This is a genomic window from Mycetohabitans sp. B46, from assembly GCF_037389205.1.
Taxonomy (GTDB): domain Bacteria; phylum Pseudomonadota; class Gammaproteobacteria; order Burkholderiales; family Burkholderiaceae; genus Mycetohabitans.
The window spans coordinates 13,199-39,873 of record NZ_JADBGL010000016.1; the positions used below are offsets into that span (position 1 = coordinate 13,199).

1 protein-coding gene is annotated in these 26,675 nt (G+C 58.1%); it reads left to right on the forward strand.

Going from position 1 to position 26,675, the window contains the following annotated elements; genetic code table 11:
- Positions 1 to 350 precede the first annotated feature (350 nt).
- Positions 351 to 26,348, forward strand: a complete 25,998-nt coding sequence (locus IHE30_RS14035) for a non-ribosomal peptide synthase/polyketide synthase (RefSeq protein WP_443193681.1) — start codon at positions 351 to 353, stop codon at positions 26,346 to 26,348.
- Positions 26,349 to 26,675: the final 327 nt, after the last annotated feature.

Genomic DNA, 26,675 nt, shown 5'->3' on the forward strand with positions numbered 1-26,675 from the left:
AAACCATGCAGGCGCTAAATAACGACGATGGTGATCTTAAACTGATCCAGCATCGGCTTAAAACGGGTCATGCCCAGACCATTGCCCCCACTGTTGAAGATTTCTCTGCATTAGGCAAATCGCTGGGTTATTGGGTTGGTGTCACGTGGTCAGAACATATCGCTCCGGCCTGTATAGATATCGTGCTTGTGCAGGCAGACGACATGGCTCGCGCCATTCCGACGGATCTCTACCTGCCGCCTTACTCCAGTAGTGGGCAATTACCGCATGCTTATGCAAATAACCCGACAAGCTTAGATCAGTTCGCGGATATTCGTCAGTATGTCGCAACGCGATTACCCGAATACATGGTGCCGGCCGTTTTCATGCGCCTGGATACGTTGCCGCTCACACCGAACGGTAAGCTTGATCGACGAGCCTTGCCCACTCCGGACAGCGCGCTGTCAGATCAGCGATATGAAGCGCCGCAAGGGGAGCTGGAAACCACGCTCGCTACGATTTGGAGTGAGTTGCTTGGGGTCGAGCGGGTGGGGCGCCAAGCTAGCTTTTTTGCACTGGGCGGTCATTCGCTGCTTGCAATACGGATGATTGAACGCTTGCGTCGGTTTGGGTTGACGGTCTCGGTACGCACGTTGTTCGACTCACCCACGCTGAGTGCACTTGCCGAATCGCTTGGCCAGCACCGTGAAGTGACGGTGCCGCCCAACGTGATCACACCCGACACCACGGCAATCACGCCGCAGATGCTGCCGCTTATCGATTTGACTCAAGCGGACATCAATCAAATTGTTGAACGGGTGCCGGGCGGGGTGGCAAACATCCAAGATGTTTATGCGCTTTCGCCACTGCAGGATGGGATTTTGTTTCACCACTTGCTGGCCACTGACGGTGACCCGTATCTACGGATGGTTCAGAAATCATTTGGTAATCGGGAGGCGCTTGATCGTTACCTCAATGCAGTCCGGCAAGTCGTTAATCGTCACGATATTTTGCGTACTGCCTTTGTGTGGGAGGGATTGTCTGCACCTGCTCAGGTTGTCTGGCGCCATGCACCGCTGTCGATGACTGAGCTTATTTTGGATCCGGCCCAGGGGCCCGTCATCGAGCAGCTGATCCATCGCTTCAATCCTCGCCGTCACCGCATCGATTTAACTCAAGCTCCATTGATGCATTTTGTGCTCGCGCAAGACAGCGATGGCCGCTGGCTGCTATTGGAGTTGGTGCACCATCTCATCGACGATCACGCGACACTGGAAGTCATGCACACTGAGGTGGAGGCGTTCCTTGAGGGCCGGGGCAACACATTGCTACCGGCTCAACCCTTCCGTAGCTTGGTCGCGCAGGCACGCCTGGGCGTGAGTCAAGAAGCCCATGAGCGTTTCTTCACCGACATGCTCGCTGATGTGGAGGAACCGACACTGCCGTTTGGGCTCACCGGCGTGCATCATGACGGCGCGGCAGTCACCGAAGCGCAGCGACGGCTGCCGCAGGCATTGAACGATCGGTTGCGTGCGCAGGCTAGACGCCAGGGTGTGAGCGTGGCCAGCTTATTTCATCTGGCGTGGGCGCAAGTGCTTGCACGTGCGAGCGGCCAGCAGCGGGTCGTGTTTGGCACGGTGTTGTTTGGGCGAATGCAAGGGGGCGATGGCGCGAGCAGCGCGATGGGGCCGTTTATTAACACACTGCCGCTGCGAGTAGAGCTAGACAGTCACGTTGAGCATAGCGTGCGGGATATGCAAGCGCGCTTGGCTGCGTTGCTCGAACACGAACATGCGTCGCTGGCACTTGCACAGCGTTGCAGCGGCGTGCCGGCGGGCATGCCACTCTTTAGCGCGCTGTTTAATTATCGGCACAATGCGGTGCGGCCGGTTGAGGGCCAAGCAGTAGAGAGTGCAGGTTTGTTAGAGGTAGAAGGACGTACCAACTATCCACTTACGCTGTCGGTGGATGATGCTGATCAAGCGCTAAGACTCAGCGTTCAAGTGGTGCAGCCGTTTGATGCGAACCGTGTGTGCGGTTATATGCAGCAGGCACTGGAAAGCCTAGCTGAAGCGCTCGAATATGCGCCAAACTTGCCGGTTTGGCAATTAGAAGTGTTGCCCAGTGAAGAGCGTACCTTGCTGCTTCAGACATGGAACGCGACAACAGCCCCTTACCCCGCGCACGAGTGCATGCATCAGTTGTTTGAGGCGCAGGTGGAGCGCAGCCCCGATGCCATTGCGCTGGTGCATGAAAAGCAGACATTGAGCTATGCGCAGCTCAATGCACGGGCCAACCGCCTCGCGCATCGGCTGATGGATCTGGGCATCCGACCTGGCAACTATGTTGCCACGCTGCTTGAGCGCTCAATGGATCTGGTGGTGGCTCAGCTGGCCATTCTCAAGGCGGGGGCCACGTATGTGCCGATTGATCCGCGCGCTCCCACAGAGCGGCAAAGCTGGATCATGAGCGATTGCGCCGCCCAGTTGTTGCTCACCGGTGCACACACCGAAGTGTCGGCTTCTGTGTCTACAGCGCTATTGCGCTTGAACTCGCCAGACAAAGAGGCAACGGAACATACACCAACGACTTGTCCGCAGCCGGCCTGCTGCAGCCTTGATACGGCCTATGTGATGTACACGTCTGGCTCCACCGGCATGCCCAAGGGTGTGCTGGTGCCGCATTGTGCGATCGCGCGGCTAGTGATCAACAATGGCTATGTTGATGTTGGAGCGGATGATCGCGTCGCATTTGCAGCCAATCCGGCCTTTGACGCGAGCACCTTTGAGGTTTGGGCACCGTTATTGAATGGTGCAGCGGTTGTCGTGATGGATCATGACACGGTGCTCACCCCGGCCTTGTTTGCGCGAGCCTTGCGCGACCAGCGCATTAGTGTTCTGTGGCTGACCGTTGGCTTGTTCAATCAAATGGCCGAGGAATTAGGCCCAGTCTTTCCCCAGCTCAAGGCCTTGATCGTCGGAGGTGACGCGCTGGATGCTAGCGTGGTGGCGCAAGTGCTGCGCGATTCGCCACCCCAGCAATTGATCAATGGTTATGGTCCGACCGAGAGCACCACGTTCGCGACGACTTACAAGATCACTGCGGTGCCCAAGGGCAACGTCAATATCCCGATTGGCCGGCCAATTGCGAATACACAAGTTTATCTGCTCGATGCGCATGGTCAACCGGTGCCGCTCGGTGCGGTCGGTGAATTGTACATTGGTGGTGCGGGGGTTGCGCGAGGCTATTTGAATCGCCCAGCACTCACGGCTGAGCGCTTTGTGCGCGATCCGTTCTCAGCTGCATCTGATGCACGGCTGTACAAGACGGGGGATTTGGCGCGCTATTTGCCGGATGGGAACCTGGAGTTTGTGGGTCGCAACGATGAGCAAGTGAAGATTCGCGGCTTTCGCATCGAACCTGGTGAGATCGAGGCGTGCCTGGTGCAACATGCGCAGGTGCGCGATGCGGTGGTGCTCGTGCGGGGCGAGGGCCATGGCAAGCGCCTGGTGGCGTATGTGGTGGCTGAAGCTGATGATCAACTGGCCAGCACGCTGCGCACGCATGTGGCTGCTCGCTTGCCCGAGTACATGGTGCCGTCGGCATTTGTGCGTCTCGATGCATTGCCCTTGACGCCTAATGGCAAGCTCGATCGGCGTGCGCTACCTGAGCCAGACGCCGACGCGCTTGCGCATCATGTGTATGAAGCGCCGCAAGGCGAGCTGGAGACGACGCTCGCGGCAATCTGGGCGGAATTGCTTGGTGTCGAGCGGGTCGGGCGGCACGATAGCTTCTTTGCACTTGGGGGGCACTCGCTGCTGGCGGTGCGTTTGATGAACCAGGTCAGGGCCCTGGGGACTGACGTGCCGCTTGCGACCCTGTTCGCCTCGCCGACGCTGGCTGCGTTTGCGACGGTGGTGAGTGCGCAACTGGGCCAGCAAACCGGTGTGCTGCCCGAGATCACACCGGTCTCGCGCGAAGGCAGTTTGCCGCTTTCGTTCGCGCAGCAACGGTTGTGGTTCCTCGCACAACTTGATAAGGCAAGCGCTAACTATCACATCCCGCTTGTACTGCATGTGCAGGGGGCGCTAAACCGGGTCGCGTGGCAACAGGCATTGGACGCGCTCCTTGCCCGCCATGAGGCGCTGCGTTCAACGTTTGTGAGCGTCGAGGGTCAGCCGCAGGTGCAGCTATTGCCGGCCGACGCGGGCGTGCCGCTGCACTGGCACGATCTACGCGAGGTGCCTGATGCCGATGTGCAGCTGGCGCGCTTGAGCGCCGATGAGGCGCGCGCACCGTTTGATTTGGCACACGGCCCGTTGATGCGCGCATGCGTGATCCAATTGGCCGACGACGAACACGTACTGCTGCTCACGCAGCACCATATCGTGTCGGACGGCTGGTCGATTGGCGTGCTGGCGCGCGAGCTAAGCGCGATGTATGCCACGAGCGTCGGCGTGCAAGCCGAGCCCCTCCCCGCGTTGTCGATTCAGTATCCGGATTATGCGGCCTGGCAGCGGCAGTGGCTATCGGGCGAACGGCTGGAAGATCAAAGCGACTACTGGCGCGCGACACTGGCCGACGCTCCCGTGCTGCTAGAGCTGCCGACCGATCGGCCGCGCCCAGCGCAGCAATCGTTTGCCGGCGCACACGTGCCGGTGCAGATTGATGCGCAGACTACGCGTGCACTGAAGCACTTGAGCGCGGAGCACGGCACCACGCTATTTATGACGGTGCTCGCGGCGTGGAGTGCGGTGCTCGCGCGCCTGTCCGGCCAGGATGATTTGGTCATTGGCACGCCCAGCGCGAACCGAGGGCATGCCGCAATCGAGCCGCTGATTGGCTTTTTTGTCAATACGCTGGCGTTGCGTGTGGATCTGTCCGGCGAGCCCAATACGAATGAACTGCTTAAGCGGGTGCGGCGCACGACGTTGGATGCGCAGGCGCATCAAGATCTGCCGTTCGAGCAGGTTGTTGAGATTGTGCAGCCGCCGCGCCGGCTCAATCACACGCCGCTGTTTCAGGTGATGTTCGCGTGGCAGAGCAATGAGACAGGGCAGTGGTGCTTACCCGGACTGGACGTCACGCCTGGCGAACTCGATTACGACATGGTCCGGTTTGACCTGGAAATGCATCTGTATGAAGCAGGTGAGCAGATCATCGGGTCGTTGCACTATGCGAGCGCATTGTTTGACCCAGCGACGATTGAGCGGCACGTTGGATATCTGACGACGATGTTGCAGGCGATGGCGGCCTGTCCACAGCAACCGGTGGCGACGCTTCAGATGCTGGGGGCGGATGAGCGCCAGCTGCTGCTTCAGACATGGAACGCAACGACGGCCCCCTATCCGGCGCACGAGTGCATTCATCAGTTGTTCGAGGCGCAAGTGGAGTGCAGCCCAGATGCCATTGCGCTGGTGTATGAAGAGCAGACACTGAGCTATGCGCAGCTCAATGCACGGGCTAACCGCCTCGCGCATCGGCTCATTGAGTTGGGCGTCAAGCCGGATGCGCGGGTGGCGATTTGTGTTGAGCGCTCGCCGGCGATGGTGGTAGGGCTGCTGGCGATTTTGAAGGCTGGCGGTGCGTATGTGCCGCTCGATCCCGCGTATTCGTCCGAGCGCCTTGCGCATAGCCTTGCCGATGCTGCACCATCGATTGTGCTGGCTGATGCGGTTGGGCGCGCTGCGCTCGGTGATGCCGTACTGACGTCATGCACAGTGCTTGACCCCAATAGGCTGCCGGACACAGCGGATACCAATCTGTCGGTGCCAGGCCTGACGGCACGCGATCTCGCGTACGTGATTTACACGTCCGGCTCCACCGGCACTCCAAAGGGCGTGATGGTCGAGCACGCACAGGTGGTGCGTCTGCTCAACGCGACACAGCCTTGGTTTGATTTTAACGAACGCGATACTTGGTGCCTGTTTCACTCCTTTGCTTTTGACTTTTCTGTGTGGGAGTTATGGGGCGCGTTACGTTATGGCGGCAAGCTGGTGATTGTGCCTCATCATATTGCTCGCTCTGCCCAAGCGTTTCATCAATTGGTTTGTGAGCAGGGCGTCACCATATTGAACCAAACGCCCAGCGCGTTCAAGGCCTTTATCGCCAGTCAGACGCAAAGTGCCTTATCGGACAAGCTGCGCTATGTGATCTTCGGTGGGGAGGAGCTGGAGCCTGCTGCCTTGCAGGCGTGGTATGCCACACGCGATGAACGCTGTCCGCAATTGGTCAACATGTATGGGATTACCGAAACCACCGTGCATGTGACTTATCGCCCACTTCGACAACAAGACAGTGAACAAGCGGGCAATCCAATTGGCGTACGGATTCCCGACCTGAAGATTTATCTGTTGGACGCGCATGGTCAACCGGTGCCGCTCGGTGCGGTCGGCGAGCTGTACATTGGTGGCGCGGGGGTCGCGCGAGGCTATTTGAATCGCCCAGCACTCACGGCTGAGCGCTTTGTGCGCGATCCGTTCTCAGCTGCATCTGATGCACGGCTGTACAAGACGGGGGATTTGGCGCGCTATTTGCCGGATGGGAACCTGGAGTTTGTGGGTCGCAACGATGAGCAAGTGAAGATTCGCGGCTTTCGCATCGAGCCCGGTGAGATCGAGGCGTGCCTGGTGCAACACGCGCAGGTGTGCGATGCGGTGGTGCTTGTGCGGGGCGAGGGCCATAGCAAGCGCCTGGTGGCCTATGTGGTGGCTGAGGCCGATGAGCAGTTGGCCAGCGAGTTGCGCACGCATGTGGCTGCTCGTTTGCCGGAGTACATGGTGCCGGCTGCGTTCGTGCGTCTGGATGCGCTGCCCTTAACGCCCAACGGCAAGCTCGATCGCCGTGCGCTGCCTGCACCGGATGACGACGCACTTGCGCATCATGCGTATGAAGCGCCGCAAGGTGAGCTCGAGACGACGCTTGCGGCAATCTGGGCGGAGTTGCTGGACGTGGGGCGGGTCGGTCGGCACGATAGCTTCTTTGCACTTGGGGGGCACTCGCTGCTGGCGGTGCGCTTGATCAACCGGGTCAGGGCGCTAGGGGCTGATGTGCCACTGGCAAGCCTGTTCGCCTCGCCGACGCTGGCTGCGTTTGCGACGGTGGTGAGTGCGCAACTGAGCCAGCAAACCGGTGTGCTGCCTGAGATCATGCCGGTCTCGCGTGAAGGTAGCTTGCCACTGTCGTTCGCGCAGCAGCGGTTGTGGTTTCTCGCACAGCTTGATGGTATCAGCGGGACTTATCACATCCCACTTGTATTGCGTGCACGTGGGGCTTTTGATCGGGCTGCGTGGCAACAGGCATTGGATGCGCTCCTTGCCCGCCATGAGGCGCTGCGCTCGACGTTTGTGAGCGTCGAGGGTCAGCCGCAGGTGCAGCTATTGCCAGCCGACGCGGGCGTGCCGCTGCACTGGCACGATCTACGCGAGGTGCCTGATGCCGATGTGCAGCTGGCGCGCTTGAGCGCCGATGAGGCGCGCGCACCGTTTGATTTGGCACACGGCCCGTTGATGCGCGCATGCGTGATCCAATTGGCTGACGATGAGCACGTACTGCTGCTCACGCAGCACCATATCGTGTCGGACGGCTGGTCGATTGGCGTGCTGGTACGCGAGCTAAGCGCGATGTATGCCACGAGCGTCGGCGTGCAAGCCGAGCCCCTCCCCGCGTTGTCGATTCAGTATCCGGATTATGCGGCCTGGCAGCGGCAGTGGCTATCGGGCGAACGGCTGGATGACCAAAGCGACTACTGGCGCGCGACACTGGCCGACGCTCCCGTGCTGCTAGAGCTGCCGACCGACCGACCGCGCCCGCCACAGCAATCGTTTGCCGGCGCACACGTGCCGGTGCAGATTGATGCGCAGACCACGCGTGCACTGAAGCACTTGAGCGCGGAGCACGGCACCACGCTATTTATGACGGTGCTCGCGGCGTGGAGTGCGGTGCTCGCGCGCCTGTCCGGCCAGGATGATTTGGTCATTGGCACGCCCAGCGCGAACCGAGGGCATGCCGCAATCGAGCCGCTGATTGGCTTTTTTGTCAATACGCTGGCGTTGCGTGTGGATCTGTCCGGCGAGCCCAATACGAATGAACTGCTTAAGCGGGTGCGGCGCACGACGTTGGATGCGCAGGCGCATCAAGATCTGCCGTTCGAGCAGGTTGTTGAGATTGTGCAGCCGCCGCGCCGGCTCAATCACACGCCGCTGTTTCAGGTGATGTTCGCGTGGCAGAGCAACGAGACAGGGCAGTGGTGCTTACCCGGACTAGACGTCACGCCTGGCGAACTCGATTACGACATGGTCCGGTTTGACCTGGAAATGCACCTGTATGAAGCAGGCGAGGAGATTATTGGGGCATTGTGCTTTGCGAGCGCGTTGTTTGACCCCGCGACGATCGAGCGGCACATTGGGTACCTGACGACGATGTTGCAGGCGATGGCGGCCTGCCCACAGCAGCCGGTGGCGACGCTTCAGATGTTAGGGGCGGATGAGCGCCAGCTGTTGCTTCAGACATGGAACGCAACGACGGCCCCCTATCCGGCGCACGAGTGCATTCATCAGTTGTTCGAGGCGCAGGTGGAGCGCAGCCCCGATGCCATTGCGCTGGTGTATGAAGAGCAGACACTGAGCTATGCGCAGCTCAATGCACGGGCTAACCGCCTCGCGCATCGGCTCATTGAGTTGGGCGTCAAGCCGGATGCGCGGGTGGCGATTTGTGTTGAGCGCTCGCCGGCGATGGTGGTAGGGCTGCTGGCGATTTTGAAGGCTGGCGGCGCGTATGTGCCGCTCGATCCCGCGTATCCATCTGAGCGCCTCACGCATATTCTCGCTGATACCGCGCCGGCAATCGCGTTAGCTGATACGGCTGGCCAGTCTGCCCTGGGCGACACGGTTCTGGCCTCATTAACCGTACTAGATCCAAACATACTGCCGGAACGGGCGGCCACCAATCCACAGGTGCCTGAGTTGACCGCTCACCATCTTGCGTATGTGATTTATACGTCCGGCTCCACCGGCACGCCGAAGGGCGTGATGGTCGAGCATGCTCAAATTGTCCATTTATTTGATGTTGCAAAACTAGACGACGCCCAAAAGAAAAATCAAGCGTCAACAAACCATCCAGTTTGGATGCAACAAGCTTATGGACTAACACCTGACGATCGTGTACTTCAAAAGGCGCCTTTTACTTTTGATGTCTCTGTTTGGGAGTGCTTTTGCACGTTGCTCAATGGCGCGACCCTCGTCGTGGCAGCGCCCGGTGTCCATAGGGATCCGTCTGCCCTCATGGAGTTGATGATTCGGCAGCGCATCACGACAGTTCATTTTGTGCCATCCATGCTTAGCATGTTTTTCTCCACTGACGGTGTGCAGCACTGCACCGCTGTGAAACGCCTGCTTTGCACCGGAGAAGCCCTGACTAGTACGCATGTCCGGCGTTGTCAAAGTCTTTTGCCTCACGCACAACTGCATAACTTGTATGGTCCAACTGAGGCAACGATTGGTGTGGCAGCTTGGACTTGCCCAGCGGATTATACGGAGGACAATATTCCGATTGGTCGGCCCATTGTCAATAACCGACTTTACTTATTGGACAGGCACGGTCAGCCGGTGCCGCTTGGAGCGACCGGTGAGTTGTACATCGGTGGCGCAAGTGTCGTACGCGGTTATTTAAATTGCCCCGATCTGACCGCCGAGCGCTTCTTGATCGATCCTTTCAGCGATCGCAACGGCGCTCGCATGTATAAAACGGGTGACTTGGCCCGTTACCAGCCTGACGGTAATTTGGAGTTTCTGGGACGCAATGACCATCAGGTCAAGATTCGAGGTTTGCGAATCGAGTTGGGCGAAATTAAAACCTGCCTTGTTAGACATCCGCAGGTACGCGAAGCTGCAGTGCTTGCGCTGGGCGAGGGGATGGATAAGCGGCTCGTCGCCTATGTCGTGGCCGAACCGGATCAACAGCTTGCACATGCGTTGCGCGCGCATCTTACGGCCAGGCTGCCTGAATACATGGTGCCGGCCGCGTTCGTGCGCTTGGATGCGTTGCCGCTCACGACCAACGGCAAGCTCGATCACCGTGCGCTACCTGAGCCAGACGCCGACGCGCTCGCGCATCACGCGTATGAGGCACCGCAAGGCGAGCTGGAGACGACGCTTGCAACAATCTGGGCGGAACTGCTGAGCGTCGAGCGTGTCGGTCGGCATGACAGTTTCTTTGCACTCGGTGGCCACTCGCTGCTGGCGGTGCGCTTGATGAACCGGGTAAGGGCCTTGGGTGCTGATGTGCCGCTCACGGCTCTATTCGCGTCACCGACGCTGGCCGCGTTTGCAACGATGGTGAGTGCTCAACTGAAACGGCAAACTAGTGCACTGCCCGAGATCATGCCGGTCTCGCGCGAAGGTGGTGTGCCGCTGTCGTTCGCGCAGCAGCGGCTGTGGTTCCTCGCACAGCTCGACGGCGTAAGTAATACTTATCATATCCCGCTCGCATTGCGTGTGCGCGGACCGCTCGATCGAGCCGCGTGGCAGCAGGCGCTGGATGCGCTCCTCGCGCGTCATGAAGCGCTGCGCTCAACGTTTGTGAGCATCGATGGTCAGCCGCAGGTGCGTCTATTGCCGGCCGACACGAGTGTGCCACTGCACTGGCACGATTTGCGAGGCGAGCCGGACGCCGACGTGCAACTGGCGCGTTTAAGTAGCCACGCAGCGCATGCGCCGTTCGATCTGGTGCATGGGCCGCTGATCCGCGCATGCGGCATACAATTGGCCGATAACGAGCACAGGTTGATGCTCACAATGCACCATATCGTGTCGGACGGTTGGTCGTTTGGCGTGCTGGTGCGCGAGTTGAGCGCACTGTACACGACCAGCGTCGGGGCGCAAGCTGAGCCATTGCCGCTGCTGTCGATTCAGTATCCGGATTACGCGGCCTGGCAGCGGCAGTGGCTGTCGGGCGAGCGGCTCCAAACGCAGAGCGACTACTGGCGCGCGACACTGGCTGACGTCCCGGTGCAGCTGGAGCTACCGACGGACCGGCCGCGCCCGCCGCAGCAATCGTTTGCGGGCGCACACGTGCCGGTGCAAATCGATGTGCAGACCACGCGTGCACTGAAGCAGTTAAGCACTGAGCATGGCACCACGCTATTTATGACGGTGCTTGCGGCGTGGAGTGCGGTGCTTGCGCGCTTGTCGGGCCAGGATGATTTGGTCATTGGCACGCCCAGTGCGAACCGGGGGCATGCCGCAATCGAGCCGCTGATCGGCTTCTTTGTTAATACGCTAGCATTGCGCGTGGATTTGGAAGGCGAGCCGACGACAGCGCAGTTACTCGAGCGCGTGCGGCGTATGACGTTGGACGCGCAGGCGCACCAAGATCTACCGTTTGAGCAAGTGGTTGAGATCGTGCAGCCGATGCGCCGGCTGAATCACACGCCGCTGTTTCAGGTGATGTTTGCGTGGCAGAGTGATGACATAGAACAATGGTGCCTGCCAGATCTAGACGTTACGCTTGACGATCTTGATTACAACATAGCCAGGTTTGACCTGGAAATGCATCTGTATGAAGCAGGCGAAGAGATCATCGGGTCGTTGCACTATGCGAGCGCATTGTTTGACCCAGCGACAATCGAGCGGCACGTTGGATATCTGACGACGATGTTGCAGGCGATGGCGGCCTATCCACAGCAACCGGTGGCGACGCTTCAGATGCTGGGGGCGGATGAGCGCCAGCTGTTGCTTCAGACATGGAACGCAACGACGGCCCCCTATCCGGCGCACGAGTGCATTCATCAGTTGTTCGAGGCGCAAGTGGAGCGCAGCCCAGATGCCATTGCGCTGGTGTATGAAGAGCAGACACTGAGCTATGCGCAGCTCAATGCACGGGCTAACCGCCTCGCGCATCGGCTCATTGAGTTGGGCGTCAAGCCGGATGCGCGGGTGGCGATTTGTGTTGAGCGCTCGCCGGCGATGGTGGTAGGGTTGCTGGCGATCTTGAAAGCGGGCGGTGCGTATGTGCCGCTCGATCCCGCGTATCCATCTGAGCGCCTCGCGCATATTCTCGCTGATGCCGCACCAACGATCATGCTGGCTGATGTGGCGGGCCAGGCTGTACTGGGTGAGGCGCCACTCGCTTTACAGACCGTACTCGATCCAAATGAGGTGCCGTCATCGGCAGATACCAATCCGTCGGTGTTAGACCTCACCGCCCACCACCTTGCGTACGTAATCTATACATCTGGCTCTACCGGTACCCCGAAGGGCGTGATGATCGAGCACCGTAACGTGGTCAATTTCTTGGTTTCGATGTCTTCATCTCCCGGTATTTTGGGTCACGACCGGTTGCTTGCCGTGACCAGTATTTCTTTTGATATTGCTGGGTTAGAGCTTTACTTACCTCTCAGTCAAGGCGCGGCAATTGTCATCGCTAGCCGTCGAGCCGTGACCGACCCGAGCATACTTCAAAAGCTTATTGCCGAACAAAAAATTAGCCTTATGCAAGCCACGCCAGCGACTTGGCGAATTCTTTTAGAGAAACCAACACAGATGCCCGGTCTGACGGCTCTCTGCGGGGGAGAAGCATTACCGTGTAGTTTATCGGTACGGCTTCGCGACGCTACCCAAGTTTCGTGGAACTTGTACGGACCTACCGAGACCACTATTTGGTCTTCTATTCACTATATTTCTGAGCATCAAAATGCGGTTGGGCTAATAACCTCTATTGGCAGGCCTATTGCAAATACACAAATTTATCTGCTTGACACGTATGGCCAGCCGGTGCCGCTCGGCGCGGTCGGTGAGCTTTACATCGGCGGTGCCGGTGTCGCCCGTGGCTATTTGAACCGCCCCGAGTTGACGGCTGAGCGCTTTGTGCCTAATCCTTTCTCGGACGTGCCCGACGCAAGGATGTACAAGACCGGCGACTTGGCTCGCTATCAGTCTGGCGGCAACTTAGTGTTCGTTGGCCGCAGTGACCAACAGATCAAGATTCGCGGTTACCGGATTGAACCGGGTGAAATCGAGGCTGTACTCCAACGTCATCCTGCTGTAGCACAAGCTGCTGTTATTGCGCGCGAGAATCGTTTTGGCGATAAGCAGTTAGTCGGTTATGTTGTGCTTGGCGATACCTCTATCGAATCCAATTCAGCAGCTGAGATAGACCAAGTTAACGAATGGCAAAGCGTTTACGATGCTTATTACAGTAATGAACAGGATTCTGCTTTTGGCGAAGATTTCAGTGTGTGGAAGAGCAGCTACGACGGGCAGCCGATTCCGTTGATGGATATGCAAGTGTGGCGCGCGGATGCCGTTGCACGTATTCGTGAGCTGCAACCGCGGCGGGTGCTTGAGATTGGCGTAGGCACGGGGCTGCTGCTCGCACACCTAGCGCCCCACTGCGAAGCGTATTGGGGCACGGATTTTTCTGCGCCTTCCATCGAGACATTGCGCGCTCAGTTGGCGCAGCAGCCCGAGTTGGCTTCACACGTTCAATTGCGCACGCAGGCTGCGCATGTCACTGAGGGCTTACCCCTCGGCTACTTCGATACCATCGTGATTAACTCGGTGGTGCAATATTTCCCCAGCGCCAGCTATCTCATGGATGTGGTCTGCCAAGCGATGGACTTACTGGTGCCCGGTGGGAGCGTTTTCATCGGTGACGTGCGCGACCTTAACTTGCTGAGATGTTTTACCACCGCGGTGCAGTTGCACCAAGCCGATTCAGCCACTGACGATAGGTCTAGCCTAGTCCGGTGTATCAAGCAAGCGTTGCTGGCAGAGAAAGAGCTGCTGCTGGCACCAGCCTTTTTTAGCACACTACCCAATAGGGTCGACACCATTGCGGCGGTCGATATTGAGCTCAAGCGCAGTGACTACCATAATGAATTGAGCCGCTATCGCTACGACGTGGTGCTGCGCAAAGGCCCCCTCAGCACATTGTCGCTTGCTCAGGCGCCGCAGCTGCGGTGGGGACGAGGAGTAGTCGAGATTGATGCGCTACAGACATTGCTTGCTACGGAGCGTCCCGCCCAACTGCGCATCACGGGTGTACCCAATGCGCGTCTAGCGCTAGAGATAGAAGCGATGCAGGCACTTGAAAATGGCGATGATATCCGCGCCATTAAACGTCAGCTCAGCACTGGCAATGCGCAAGCAATCGGCTTGAAGCCCGATGATTTTTACGCACTGGGTGAGTCGCTTGGCTACTGGGTGGGTACCACGTGGTCAGAGCATGATGCCCATGCCTGCATGGACGTTGTGTTCGTGCAAGCCAGTGAGATGGCTCAAGCCATGCCCACCGATGTCTATCTGCTGCCCTCAGACAATGATCAATCGTCACCGCTTAGCTACGCGAATCAACCAGCTAGCTTTGATCAATTTGCTGACGTTCGCCGCTATGTGACGACCCATCTGCCTGATTACATGGTGCCGGCTGCGTTCGTGCGTCTGGATGCGCTGCCCTTAACGCCCAATGGCAAGCTCGATCGGCGTGCGCTGCCCGCACCGGATGACGACGCACTTGCGCATCAAGCGTATGAGGCACCGCAAGGTGAGCTTGAGGCGACGCTTGCGGCAATCTGGGCGGAGTTGCTGGGCGTGGAGCGTGTGGGTCGGCATGATAGCTTCTTCGCGCTGGGGGGGCACTCGCTGCTGGCGGTGCGTTTGATGAACCGGGTCAGGGCGCTAGGGGCTGATGCGCCACTGGCAAGCCTGTTCGCCTCGCCGACACTGGCTGCGTTTGCGACGGTGGTGAGTGCGCAACTGAGCCAGCAAACCAGTGCGCTGCCTGAGATCATGCCGGTCTCGCGTGAAGGCAGTTTGCCGCTGTCATTCGCGCAGCAGCGGTTGTGGTTTCTCGCACAGCTTGATGAGACAAGCGCTAACTATCACATCCCGCTTGTATTGCGTGCACGCGGGTCTTTCGAGCGAGCCGTATGGCAAGAAGCACTGGATGCACTGTTTGCGCGCCATGAGGCGCTGCGTTCAACGTTTGTGAGCGTCGATGGTCAGCCGCAGGTGCAGCTATTGCCGGCCGACACGGGTGTGCCGCTGCACTGGCACGATCTGCGCGAGGTGCCTGATGCTGATGTGCAGCTGGCGCGCTTGAGCGCCGATGAAGTGTGCGCACCGTTCGATCTGATACGTGGCCCGCTGATGCGCGCATGCGTGATCCAATTGGCTGACGACGAACACGTACTGCTGCTCACGCAGCACCATATCGTGTCGGACGGCTGGTCGATTGGCGTGCTGGTGCGCGAGCTAAGCGCGCTGTATGCAGCGCGTGTCGGGGCGCAAGCCGAGCCCCTCCCCGCGTTGTCGATTCAGTATCCGGATTACGCGGCCTGGCAACGCCAATGGCTGTCGGGCGAACGGCTGGATGACCAAAGCGACTACTGGCGCGCGACACTGGCCGACGCTCCCGTGCTGCTAGAGCTGCCGACCGATCGGCCGCGCCCGCCACAGCAATCGTTTGCCGGCGCACACGTGCCGGTGCAGATTGATGCGCAGACCACGCGTGCACTGAAGCACTTGAGCGCGGAGCACGGCACCACGCTATTTATGACGGTGCTCGCGGCGTGGAGTGCGGTGCTCGCGCGCCTGTCCGGCCAGGATGATTTGGTCATTGGCACGCCCAGCGCGAACCGAGGGCATGCCGCAATCGAGCCGCTGATTGGCTTTTTTGTCAATACGCTGGCGTTGCGCGTGGATCTGTCCGGCGAGCCTAATACGAGCGAGCTGCTTAAGCGGGTGCGGCGCACGACGTTGGATGCGCAGGCGCATCAAGATCTGCCGTTCGAGCAGGTTGTTGAGATTGTGCAGCCGCCGCGCCGGCTCAATCACACGCCGCTGTTTCAGGTGATGTTCGCGTGGCAGAGCAATGAGACAGGGCAGTGGTGCTTACCCGGACTGGACGTCGCGCCTGGCGAACTCGATTACGACATGGTCCGGTTTGACCTGGAAATGCATCTGTATGAAGCAGGTGAGCAAATCATTGGGTCATTGCACTATGCGCGCGCGTTGTTTGACCCCGTGACGATCGAGCGGCACGTTGGATATCTGACGACGATGTTGCAGGCGATGGCGGCCTGTCCACAGCAACCGGTGGCGACGCTTCAAATGTTGGGGGCGGATGAGCGCCAGCTGCTGCTTCAGACATGGAACGCAACGACGGCCCCCTATCCGGCGCACGAGTGCATGCATCAGTTGTTCGAGGCGCAGGTGGAGCGCAGCCCCGATGCCATTGCGCTGGTGTATGAAGAGCAGACATTGAGCTATGCGCAGCTCAATGCACGGGCCAACCGCCTCGCGCATCGGCTGATGGATCTGGGCATTCGACCTGGCAACTATGTTGCCACGCTGCTTGAGCGCTCAATGGATCTGGTGGTGGCTCAGCTGGCCATTCTCAAGGCGGGGGCCACGTATGTGCCGATTGATCCGCGCGCTCCCACAGAGCGGCAAAGCTGGATCATGAGCGATTGCGCCGCCCAGTTGTTGCTCACCGGTGCACACACCGAAGTGTCGGCTTCTGTGTCTACAGCGCTATTGCGCTTGAACTCGCCAGACAAAGAGGCAACGGAACATACACCAACGACTTGTCCGCAGCCGGCCTGCTGCAGCCTTGATACGGCCTATGTGATGTACACGTCTGGCTCCACCGGCATGCCCAAGGGTGTGCTGGTGCCGCATTGTGCGATCGCGCGGCTAGTGATCAACAATGGCTATGTTGATGTTGGAGCGGATGATCGCGTCGCATTTGCAGCCAATCCGGCCTTTGACGCGAGCACCTTTGAGGTTTGGGCACCGTTATTGAATGGTGCAGCGGTTGTCGTGATGGATCATGACACGGTGCTCACCCCGGCCTTGTTTGCGCGAGCCTTGCGCGACCAGCGCATTAGTGTTCTGTGGCTGACCGTTGGCTTGTTCAATCAAATGGCCGAGGAATTAGGCCCAGTCTTTCCCCAGCTCAAGGCCTTGATCGTCGGAGGTGACGCGCTGGATGCTAGCGTGGTGGCGCAAGTGCTGCGCGATTCGCCACCCCAGCAATTGATCAATGGTTATGGTCCGACCGAGAGCACCACGTTCGCGACGACTTACAAGATCACTGCGGTGCCCAAGGGCAACGTCAATATCCCGATTGGCCGGCCAATTGCGAATACACAAGTTTATCTGCTCGATGCGCATGGTCAACCGGTGCCGCTCGGTGCGGTCGGTGAATTGTACATTGGTGGTGCGGGGGTTGCGCGAGGCTATTTGAATCGCCCAGCACTCACGGCTGAGCGCTTTGTGCGCGATCCGTTCTCAGCTGCATCTGATGCACGGCTGTACAAGACGGGGGATTTGGCGCGCTATTTGCCGGATGGGAACCTGGAGTTTGTGGGTCGCAACGATGAGCAAGTGAAGATTCGCGGCTTTCGCATCGAACCTGGTGAGATCGAGGCGTGCCTGGTGCAACATGCGCAGGTGCGCGATGCGGCGGTGCTCGTGCGGGGCGAGGGCCATGGCAAGCGCCTGGTGGCGTATGTGGTGGCTGAAGCTGATGATCAACTGGCCAGCACGCTGCGCACGCATGTGGCTGCTCGCTTGCCCGAGTACATGGTGCCGTCGGCATTTGTGCGTCTCGATGCATTGCCCTTGACGCCTAATGGCAAGCTCGATCGGCGTGCGCTACCTGAGCCAGACGCCGACGCGCTTGCGCATCATGTGTATGAAGCGCCGCAAGGCGAGCTGGAGACGACGCTTGCGGCAATCTGGGCGGAGTTGCTCGGTGTTGAGCGGGTCGGGCGGCACGATAGCTTCTTTGCACTTGGGGGGCACTCGCTGCTGGCAGTGCGTTTGATTGAGCGCTTGCGCTGTATTGATCTGGGGGTGCCTGTACGTGCACTGTTTGACAAACCCACGTTGAGTGCGTTGGCTCAATCGCTGGGTCAGCACCGTGAAGTAACAGTGCCCCCGAATGCGATCACGCCTGACGCTACTATGCTGACACCGGAGATGCTGCCACTGATTGATCTGACCCAAGCCGACATTGACCGGATCGTCGCGCAGGTGCCGGATGGGGTAGCGAACATTCAGGATATTTACGCACTGTCGCCGCTACAAGATGGTATATTGTTTCATCATCTGTTGGCTACCGACGGTGATCCCTATCTGTTGATTTTTCAAAAAGCCTTTGCTGATCGAGAGCAACTCGATTGCTACCTCGATGCAGTTCGGCAGGTTGTAAATCGCCATGATATTTTGCGCACTGCCTTCGTATGGGAAGGTATATCCACGCCCGCACAAGTCGTCTGGCGTTACGTGTCGCTGCCAATTATTGAACTTGCATTGAATCCGGCTGATGGACCGGTCAGCAAACAACTGGCCCAGCGCTTCAATCCCCGCCAGCATCGCATCGATTTAACTCAAGCCCCCTTAATGCATTTTGTAATCGCGCGAGATAGCGATGGCCGCTGGTTATTAGTCGAGTTGGTGCATCATTTAATCAATGATCATTCGACGCTGGAGGTCATGAATAACGAAGTGCAGGCTTTTATTGAGGGCCGGGGCGATAGATTACCACTGCCTCAACCGTTCCGTAACCTGGTCGCGCAGGCGCGCCTAGGCGTAAGTGAAGAAGAGCATGCGCGCTTCTTTACTGACATGCTGGCTGACGTAGAGGAGCCCACGCTGCCGTTTGGATTGGCCGATGTACATTGCGATGGTAGCCAAATCACCGAGTCGCACCGAACGCTATCGCAAGAGTTAAACGATCGGCTGCACGTGCAGGCCAGACGCTTGGGTGTAAGCGTGGCTACTTTATGCCATCTCGCGTGGGCGCAAGTGCTCGCACGCGTGAGCAATCAGCAGCGAGTCGTGTTCGGTACAGTGCTGTTTGGACGGATGCAAGGGGGGGACGGCGCGGACAACGCGATGGGGATGTTTATTAATACGTTGCCGTTGCTTGTAGATTTACATGGCACTGTTGAGAACAGTGTGCGAGACACACATACACGCTTGGCCGCGTTGCTCGAGCATGAACATGCTTCGTTGGCACTCGCGCAGCGCTGCAGTGGGGTGCCAGTGGGCATGCCACTGTTCAGTGCACTGTTTAATTACCGACATAATGAAATGCCTTCGGCTGAAAGCACAATGACGGGCGGTACTCAATTGCTAAGTGCAGAGGAGCGTACTAATTATCCGGTTACGTTATCGATAAACGATTTTAAGCAAGCTTTAAGTTTGAGCTGTCAAGTGGCACAGCCGTTTGATCCGAATCGTGTGTGTGGGTATATGCAGCGGGCACTGGAAAGCCTTGTTGAAGCGCTCGAGCATGCGCCTGATAGACTGGTTCGGCAGCTAGAGGTGCTGCCCGAAAACGAACGAACCTTGCTGTTTGAAACATGGAATGCGACGCAGCGTGACTATCCATCGTATCAGTGCGTGCATCAGTTATTTGGAGAGCAGGCAGAAAAAACACCTGAAGCCGTTGCGCTTGTCTTTAAAGAACAGCGAATTAGTTACTCGGAGCTGAATGTTCAAGCGAACCGTCTGGCCCATCGGTTGATCCGGTTGGGTGTGAGGGCGGAGACGCCCGTGGCGGTTTTGATGCAGCGCTCACCCGAGCGCGTGGTCGCAGCGCTAGCCATCATCAAAGCCGGCGGCGTCTATATGCCACTGAATGAGCAGTGGCCCGACAGCCGGCTGCACACGTTATTGAGTGAGACGCGCGCGCCCATCGTGCTGACGGATCGCACCTTGCAAGCGCGCTGCGCTGCACTCAGTGCTCACGTCATTGTTGTCGATGCCGATGCGTCACTGGGTGATGAGTCAAGCGATAACCCCGCTGTGGCTTGCTCGCCCGAGCAACTGGCGTATTTGATGTACACGTCGGGCTCAACCGGTCAACCCAAAGGCGTGGCTATTGTGCATCGCACGGTGCGCTATATGGCTCTGGACCGGCGTTTGTCCGAAGTGCGAGAGCGGGTGCTGCTGCATTCGTCGCACGCCTTTGATGTCTCCCTGTATGAGCTGTGGACGCCGCTGCTCTGGGGTGGGCAGGCCGTCATTGTACCGCCAGGGGAGTTGGATGTGCCTGTTCTGCAAGAGACCATCCGAGCGCATCAGGTGAGCGCGCTGTGGTTGAGTGCGGGGCTGTTTCAGGTCATGGCCGAAGGTGACTTGAGCTATTTGAGCAGTGTGCGTCAGCTGACGGTGGGTGGGGACATCGTCTCGTCCGCGGCGGCGCAGCGCGTGCTTGCGCATTGTCCCGCACTGCGCTTGATCAATGGGTATGGCCCCACCGAGACAACCATTGCCACGAGCCATCTGATCCAGGCGCCGTATCAAGCGCAAGCGTCTATTCCGATAGGCACGCCACTGGATAATGCCACGGCCTACGTGTTAGATGCGTGCGTGCGTCCTGTGCCGATGGGCGTAGTGGGGGAATTGTATATAGCCGGCGCGGGCGTGGCCAGAGGGTACTTTAGCCGACCGGGGTTGACCGCCGAGCGTTTCATCGCTAACCCGTTCGAGGCGAGCGGTGCGCGGCTGTACCGCACGGGCGATCTGGCGTACTGGCGCTCGGATGGCGCGCTGGAGTTTATCGGCCGGGCGGACCAGCAAGTCAAGATTCGAGGCTTCCGGGTGGAGCTAGGTGAGATTGAGGCGGTGCTTCAGCATCATCCGGCTGTAGCGCAGGCTGCGGTGATTGCTCGAGAGGAGCCGGCTGCGGGCCAACAGCTGGTTGGCTATATCGTGCTGGATCAAGCGCCTGCCGAGCGAGATTTTGTGACGGAGGCGAGCCAAGTCGAAGCATGGCAGAAGGTCTACGATACGTACTATCAAGACGACGCGCACTATCCTTTTGGTGAAAACTTTAATATTTGGAAGAGCAGCTACGACGGGCAGCCGATTCCGTTGACGGATATGCAAGCGTGGCGCGCGGATGCAGTCGCACGTATTCGTGAGTTGCAACCGCGGCGGGTGCTTGAGATTGGCGTAGGTACGGGACTGCTGCTCGCGCACTTAGCGCCCCACTGCGAAGCATATTGGGGTACGGATTTTTCTGCGCCTTCCATCGAGACATTGCGCGCTCAGTTGGCGCAGCAGCCCGAGCTGGCTTCACACGTTCAATTGCGCCCGCAGGCTGCGCATGTCACTGAGGGCTTACCCCTCGGCTACTTCGATACCATCGTGATTAACTCGGTGGTGCAATATTTCCCCAGTGCCAGCTATCTCATGGATGTGGTCCGTCAAGCGATGGACTTACTGGTGCCCGGTGGGAGCGTTTTCATCGGTGACGTGCGCGACCTTAACTTGCTGAGGTGTTTTACCACCGCGGTGCAGTTGCACCAAGCCGATTCAGCCATTGACGATAGGTCTAGCCTAGGCCGGTGTATCAAGCAAGCGTTGCTGGCAGAGAAAGAGCTGCTGCTGGCGCCAGCCTTTTTTAGCACACTGCCTAATAGTGTCGACACCATTGCGGCGGTCGATATTGAGCTCAAGCGCAGTGATTACCATAATGAATTGAGCCGCTATCGCTACGACGTGGTGCTGCGCAAAGGCCCCCTCAGCACATTGTCGCTTGCTCAGGCGCCGCAGCTGCGGTGGGGACGAGGCGTAGTTGAGATTGATGCGCTACAGACATTGCTTACTACGGAGCGTCCCGCCCAACTGCGCATCACGGGTGTGCCCAATGCACGTCTAGCGCTAGAGATAGAAGCGATGCAGGCACTTGAAAATGGCGATGATATCAGCGCCATTAAACGTCAGCTCAGCACCGGCAATGCGCAAGCAATCGGCTTGAAGCCCGATGATTTTTATGCACTAGGTGAGTCGCTTGGCTACTGGGTGGGTACCACGTGGTCAGAGCATGATGCCCATGCCTGTATGGACGTTGTGTTCGTGCAAGCCAATGAGATGGCTCAAGCCATGCCCACCGATGTCTATTTGCCGTCCTCAGACAATGGCCAATCGTCACCGCTTAGCTACGCGAATCAACCGGCCAGCTTCGATCAATTTGCTGACGTTCGCCGCTATGTGACGACTCATCTGCCTGATTACATGGTGCCGGCTGCGTTCGTGCGTCTGGATGCGCTGCCCTTAACGCCCAACGGCAAACTCGATCGCCGTGCGCTACCGGCGCCAGACGCCGACGCACTTGCGCATCAAGCGTATGAGGCACCGCAAGGTGAGCTTGAGGCGACGCTTGCGGCAATTTGGGCGGAGTTGCTGGGCGTGGAGCGTGTGGGTCGGCATGATAGCTTCTTTGCACTGGGGGGCCACTCGCTGCTGGCGGTGCGTTTGATGAACCGGGTCAGGGCCCTAGGTGCCGATGTGCCACTGGCAAGCCTGTTCGCCTCGCCGACGCTGGCTGCGTTTGCGACGGTGGTGAGTATGCAACTGAGCCAGCAAACCAATGCGCCACCTGAGATCACGCCGGTCTCGCGTGAAGGCAGCTTGCCGCTGTCGTTCGCGCAGCAGCGGCTGTGGTTTCTCGCACAGCTCGATGGCGTCAGCGATACCTATCATATGCCGTTCGCGTTGCGTGTATGCGGGTCTTTCGAGCGAGCCGCATGGCAACAAGCACTGGATGCACTGTTCGCGCGCCATGAGGCACTGCGCTCGACGTTTGTGAACGTCGATGGCCAGCCGCAAGTGCAGCTATTGCCGGCCGACACGGGCGTGCCATTGCGCTGGCATGATCTACGCGGAGTGCCCGATGCGGACGCGCAACTGGCGCGTCTAAGTCACAGCGAGGCGCGCGCACCGTTTGATTTGTTGCACGGCCCGCTGATGCGCGCATGCGTGATCCAATTGGCCGACGACGAACATGTACTGCTGCTCACAAAACACCATATCGTGTCGGACGGCTGGTCGATTGGTGTGCTGGTGCGCGAGCTAAGCGCGCTGTATGCAGCGCGCGTCGGGGCGCAAGCCGAGCCCCTATCCGCGTTGTCGATCCAGTATCCGGATTACGCGGCCTGGCAACGCCAGTGGCTGTCGGGCGAGCGGCTGGAAGACCAGAGCGACTATTGGCGCGCGACACTGGCCGACGCCCCCGTGCTGCTGGAGCTGCCGACCGATCGGCCGCGCCCGCCACAGCAGTCGTTTGCCGGCGCCCACGTGCCGGTGCAGATCGATGCGCAGACTACGCGTGCACTGAAGCGCTTGAGCACTGAGCATGGCACCACGCTATTTATGACGGTGCTCGCGGCGTGGAGTGCGGTGCTTGCGCGCCTGTCGGGCCAGAATGATCTGGTCATTGGCACGCCCAGTGCAAACCGAGGGCATGCCGCAATCGAGCCGTTAATTGGCTTTTTTGTCAATACGCTGGCGTTGCGTGTGGATTTGTCCGGCGAGCCCAATACGAGCGAGTTGCTTAAGCGTGTGCGGCGCACGACGTTGGATGCGCAGGCACACCAAGATCTACCGTTTGAGCAAGTGGTCGAGATTGTGCAGCCGCCGCGCCGGCTCAATCACACGCCACTGTTTCAAGTGTTGTTCGCGTGGCAGAGCAACGAGACAGGGCAGTGGTGCTTACCCGAGCTGGACGTCACACCTGCCGAGCTTGATTACGACATGGTTCGGTTTGACCTGGAAATGCACCTGTTTGAAGCAGGCGACGAAATTATCGGGGCATTGTGCTATGCGAGCGCGTTGTTTGACCCATCGACGATTGAGCGGCACGTTGGGTATCTGACGACGATGTTGCAGGCGATGGTGGCTTGCCCACAGCAGCCGGTGGCGACGCTTCAGATGCTGGGGGCGGATGAGCGTCAGTTGCTGCTTCAGACATGGAACGCGACGACGACTCCCTATCCGGCGCACGAGTGCATGCATCAGTTGTTTGAGGCGCAGGTGGAGCGCAGCCCGGATGCCATTGCGCTGGTATATGAAGAGCAGGCATTGAGCTATGCGCAGCTTAATGCACGGGCCAACCACCTTGCGCATCGTCTCATTAAATTGGGCGTCAAGCCGGATGCGCGGGTGGCGATTTGTGTCGAACGTTCGTCGGCGATGGTGGTGGGGCTATTGGCTATCATGAAAGCGGGTGGTGCCTGTGTGCCGCTTGATCCCGCGTATCCGTCCGAGCGCCTCACGCATATTCTTAATGATGCGGCGCCAACGATCGTGCTGGCTGATGAAACTGGCCGAGCCACGTTGGGGGAAGCGGCGCTTGCGTGTCGAACCGTACTTGAGTTGGATGGACTGCCCGATCAAGCAGCACCCAACCCACGGGTAGCCGAACTCACCGCTTGCCATCTCGCGTATGTCATTTACACATCTGGCTCCACTGGCACACCGAAGGGTGTGATGATTGAACACGTTCAAATTACGCGCTTGTTCGAGGTGACAACGTCCAAGGGCACCCTAACTGGGGACCAGCAGCTGGCCAACCGGCAACGAGGTTATAGTCTGACGCCTGCCGATCGCGTTCTCCAAAAAGCACCTTTTAATTTCGATGTATCAATCTGGGAGCTTTTTTGGACGTTGCTTAATGGCGCGACCCTTGTGGTAGCTGCCCCCGACGCTCATAAAGAGCCTGTCGCCTTGATCGATCTCATCGCCCGGCAGCGCATCACGACTGTGCATTTTGTGCCTTCCATGCTTAGCATTTTCTTGGATACGGAAGGCGTTCAGCGCTGCACGTCCATAAAACATCTAATTTGCGGTGGTGAGGCGCTGCCCGGCGTAACCACCCGGTTGTGTCAAACGCTGCTGCCCGATGTGCAAGTTCACAACCTGTATGGTCCCGCTGAAAATCCCATTGGTACAACGTTTTGGACGTGTCCAGCAGCATGCGCAGAAGACACTATCCCAATTGGGCGGCCAATCGAGAACACGCAGGTCTACTTGCTGGATGCGCATGGTCAGCCGGTGCCACTGGGTGCGGTTGGGGAGCTGTATATCGGCGGAGTCGGTGTCGCCCGTGGTTATCTGAACCGTCCTGAGTTGACGGCTGAGCGCTTCGTACCTAACCCGTTCTCGGAGGTGCCCGATGCACGCATGTACAAAACGGGCGATTTGGCTCGTTACCGACCCGATGGCAATCTGGAGTACATAGGCCGCAATGATGAGCAGGTCAAGATTCGTGGTTTTCGCATTGAGCTTGGTGAGATCAAAGCGTGCCTGGTGCAACACGCACAGGTGCGTGATGCGGTCGTGCTCGTGCGAGGTGAGGGTATTGATAAGCGGCTTGTCGCATATGTGGTAGCCGAGGCCAGCGAAAAGTTGGCTAGTACGTTGCGTGCGCATGTGGCCGCTGGCTTGCCCGACTATATGGTGCCGGCTGCGTTCGTGCGCTTGGATGCTTTGCCACTCACGCCGAATGGCAAGCTTGATCGGCGTGCGCTGCCTGAACCGGACTTGACACCAGCTCAATATCGCATTCCTCGTACGCCGCATGAACAGACATTAGCGGAACTTTTCACAGAAGTGCTGAACTTGCCGCGCGTAGGCATTGACGACAGTTTTTTTGACCTGGGCGGCCATTCTTTGTTGGCCATGCGTTTGATCGATCGTATTCGAAAGGTGTTAAAGGTTGACGTTACCATTCGCACGGTATTTGAAGCACCCACTGTCGCCGGTTTGGCACAACGCTTGGCCCAACTCAATGGTGTTCAAGAAAGTTCGTTTTCTGTTTTGCTTCCTCTCAAACCTAAAGGCAGCCGTCCTCCTCTTTTTTGCATGCATCCCGGATTCGGCTTGAGTTGGAGTTACATTAGCCTGTCAAGTTTTTTAGACAGCGATCAACCCCTCTATGGAGTGCAAGCCCGCGGGTTTGACGGAGCAAGGCCACTTCCGTCTACCATTGATGACATGGTGTCAGACTACCTAGAGCAAATTCGCCAAATTCAACCGGAAGGACCTTACTACCTGTTAGGGTGGAGTCTGGGAGGCATAGTCGCGCATAGTATGGCCATCCAACTTGAGCAGCAAGGTGAAAAGGTGGCGTTGTTGGCTTTACTAGATAGTCGTCCAGGATCTTACTTTATAAACAGCGAAGGCGAAATTGACCAAGAGATGGTTAATACTGCCCTTGCCGATCATTACGGTGATGAGTTTATTCAAACTATGAGTGAAGAATTCTTGGAAAACGCTTATGAAATTGCAAAAAATAATCCGAGACTTTTAAAAGGTTTTTGTCCGGCAGTGTATGCTGGTAATGCGATATTTTTCCGAGCCACTCGGACAGAAGTTGAAGATGATGTGCTAATTTCCCCTGACGTGTGGAAGCCTTATGTGCTTGGAAATATAGAAGTTTATGAGGTGCACTGTAGTCACGGAGAAATGCTTAGGCAGGAGCCAGCGACGGTAATTGGCGAAATTTTAGCTCGTAAACTGGATGAACTGGCAGATAAAAAAATCCAAGGAGAGACTGATGCAGTACGGTAGGATTTTGAAAAATGATACTGCCAGGCCTGCCGTTAATTATGGCATTCCTTGCTCGTATATGACTTGCACTCGCCAGGTTGGCTTATATGATAAAGGGCGAGAGGTTCGCTGCTTGTGTCGATTTTATTGCGCATATATTTGCCAATTATGCCAAAAAGGTAATAGCTTTCTCGGTATTGTTTTAAGAAGTACATTAATCATGAGGGCGCTGTGCAGGCGAGGTGGCAGATAGCTGACAAATTTAAGTCGTTTAAAGGCTATTCGTAAATAGTGTTGGTTTGCCTAACTAGACCAGGTGATGATGCTAACATGAAAGAAGCATGGCGC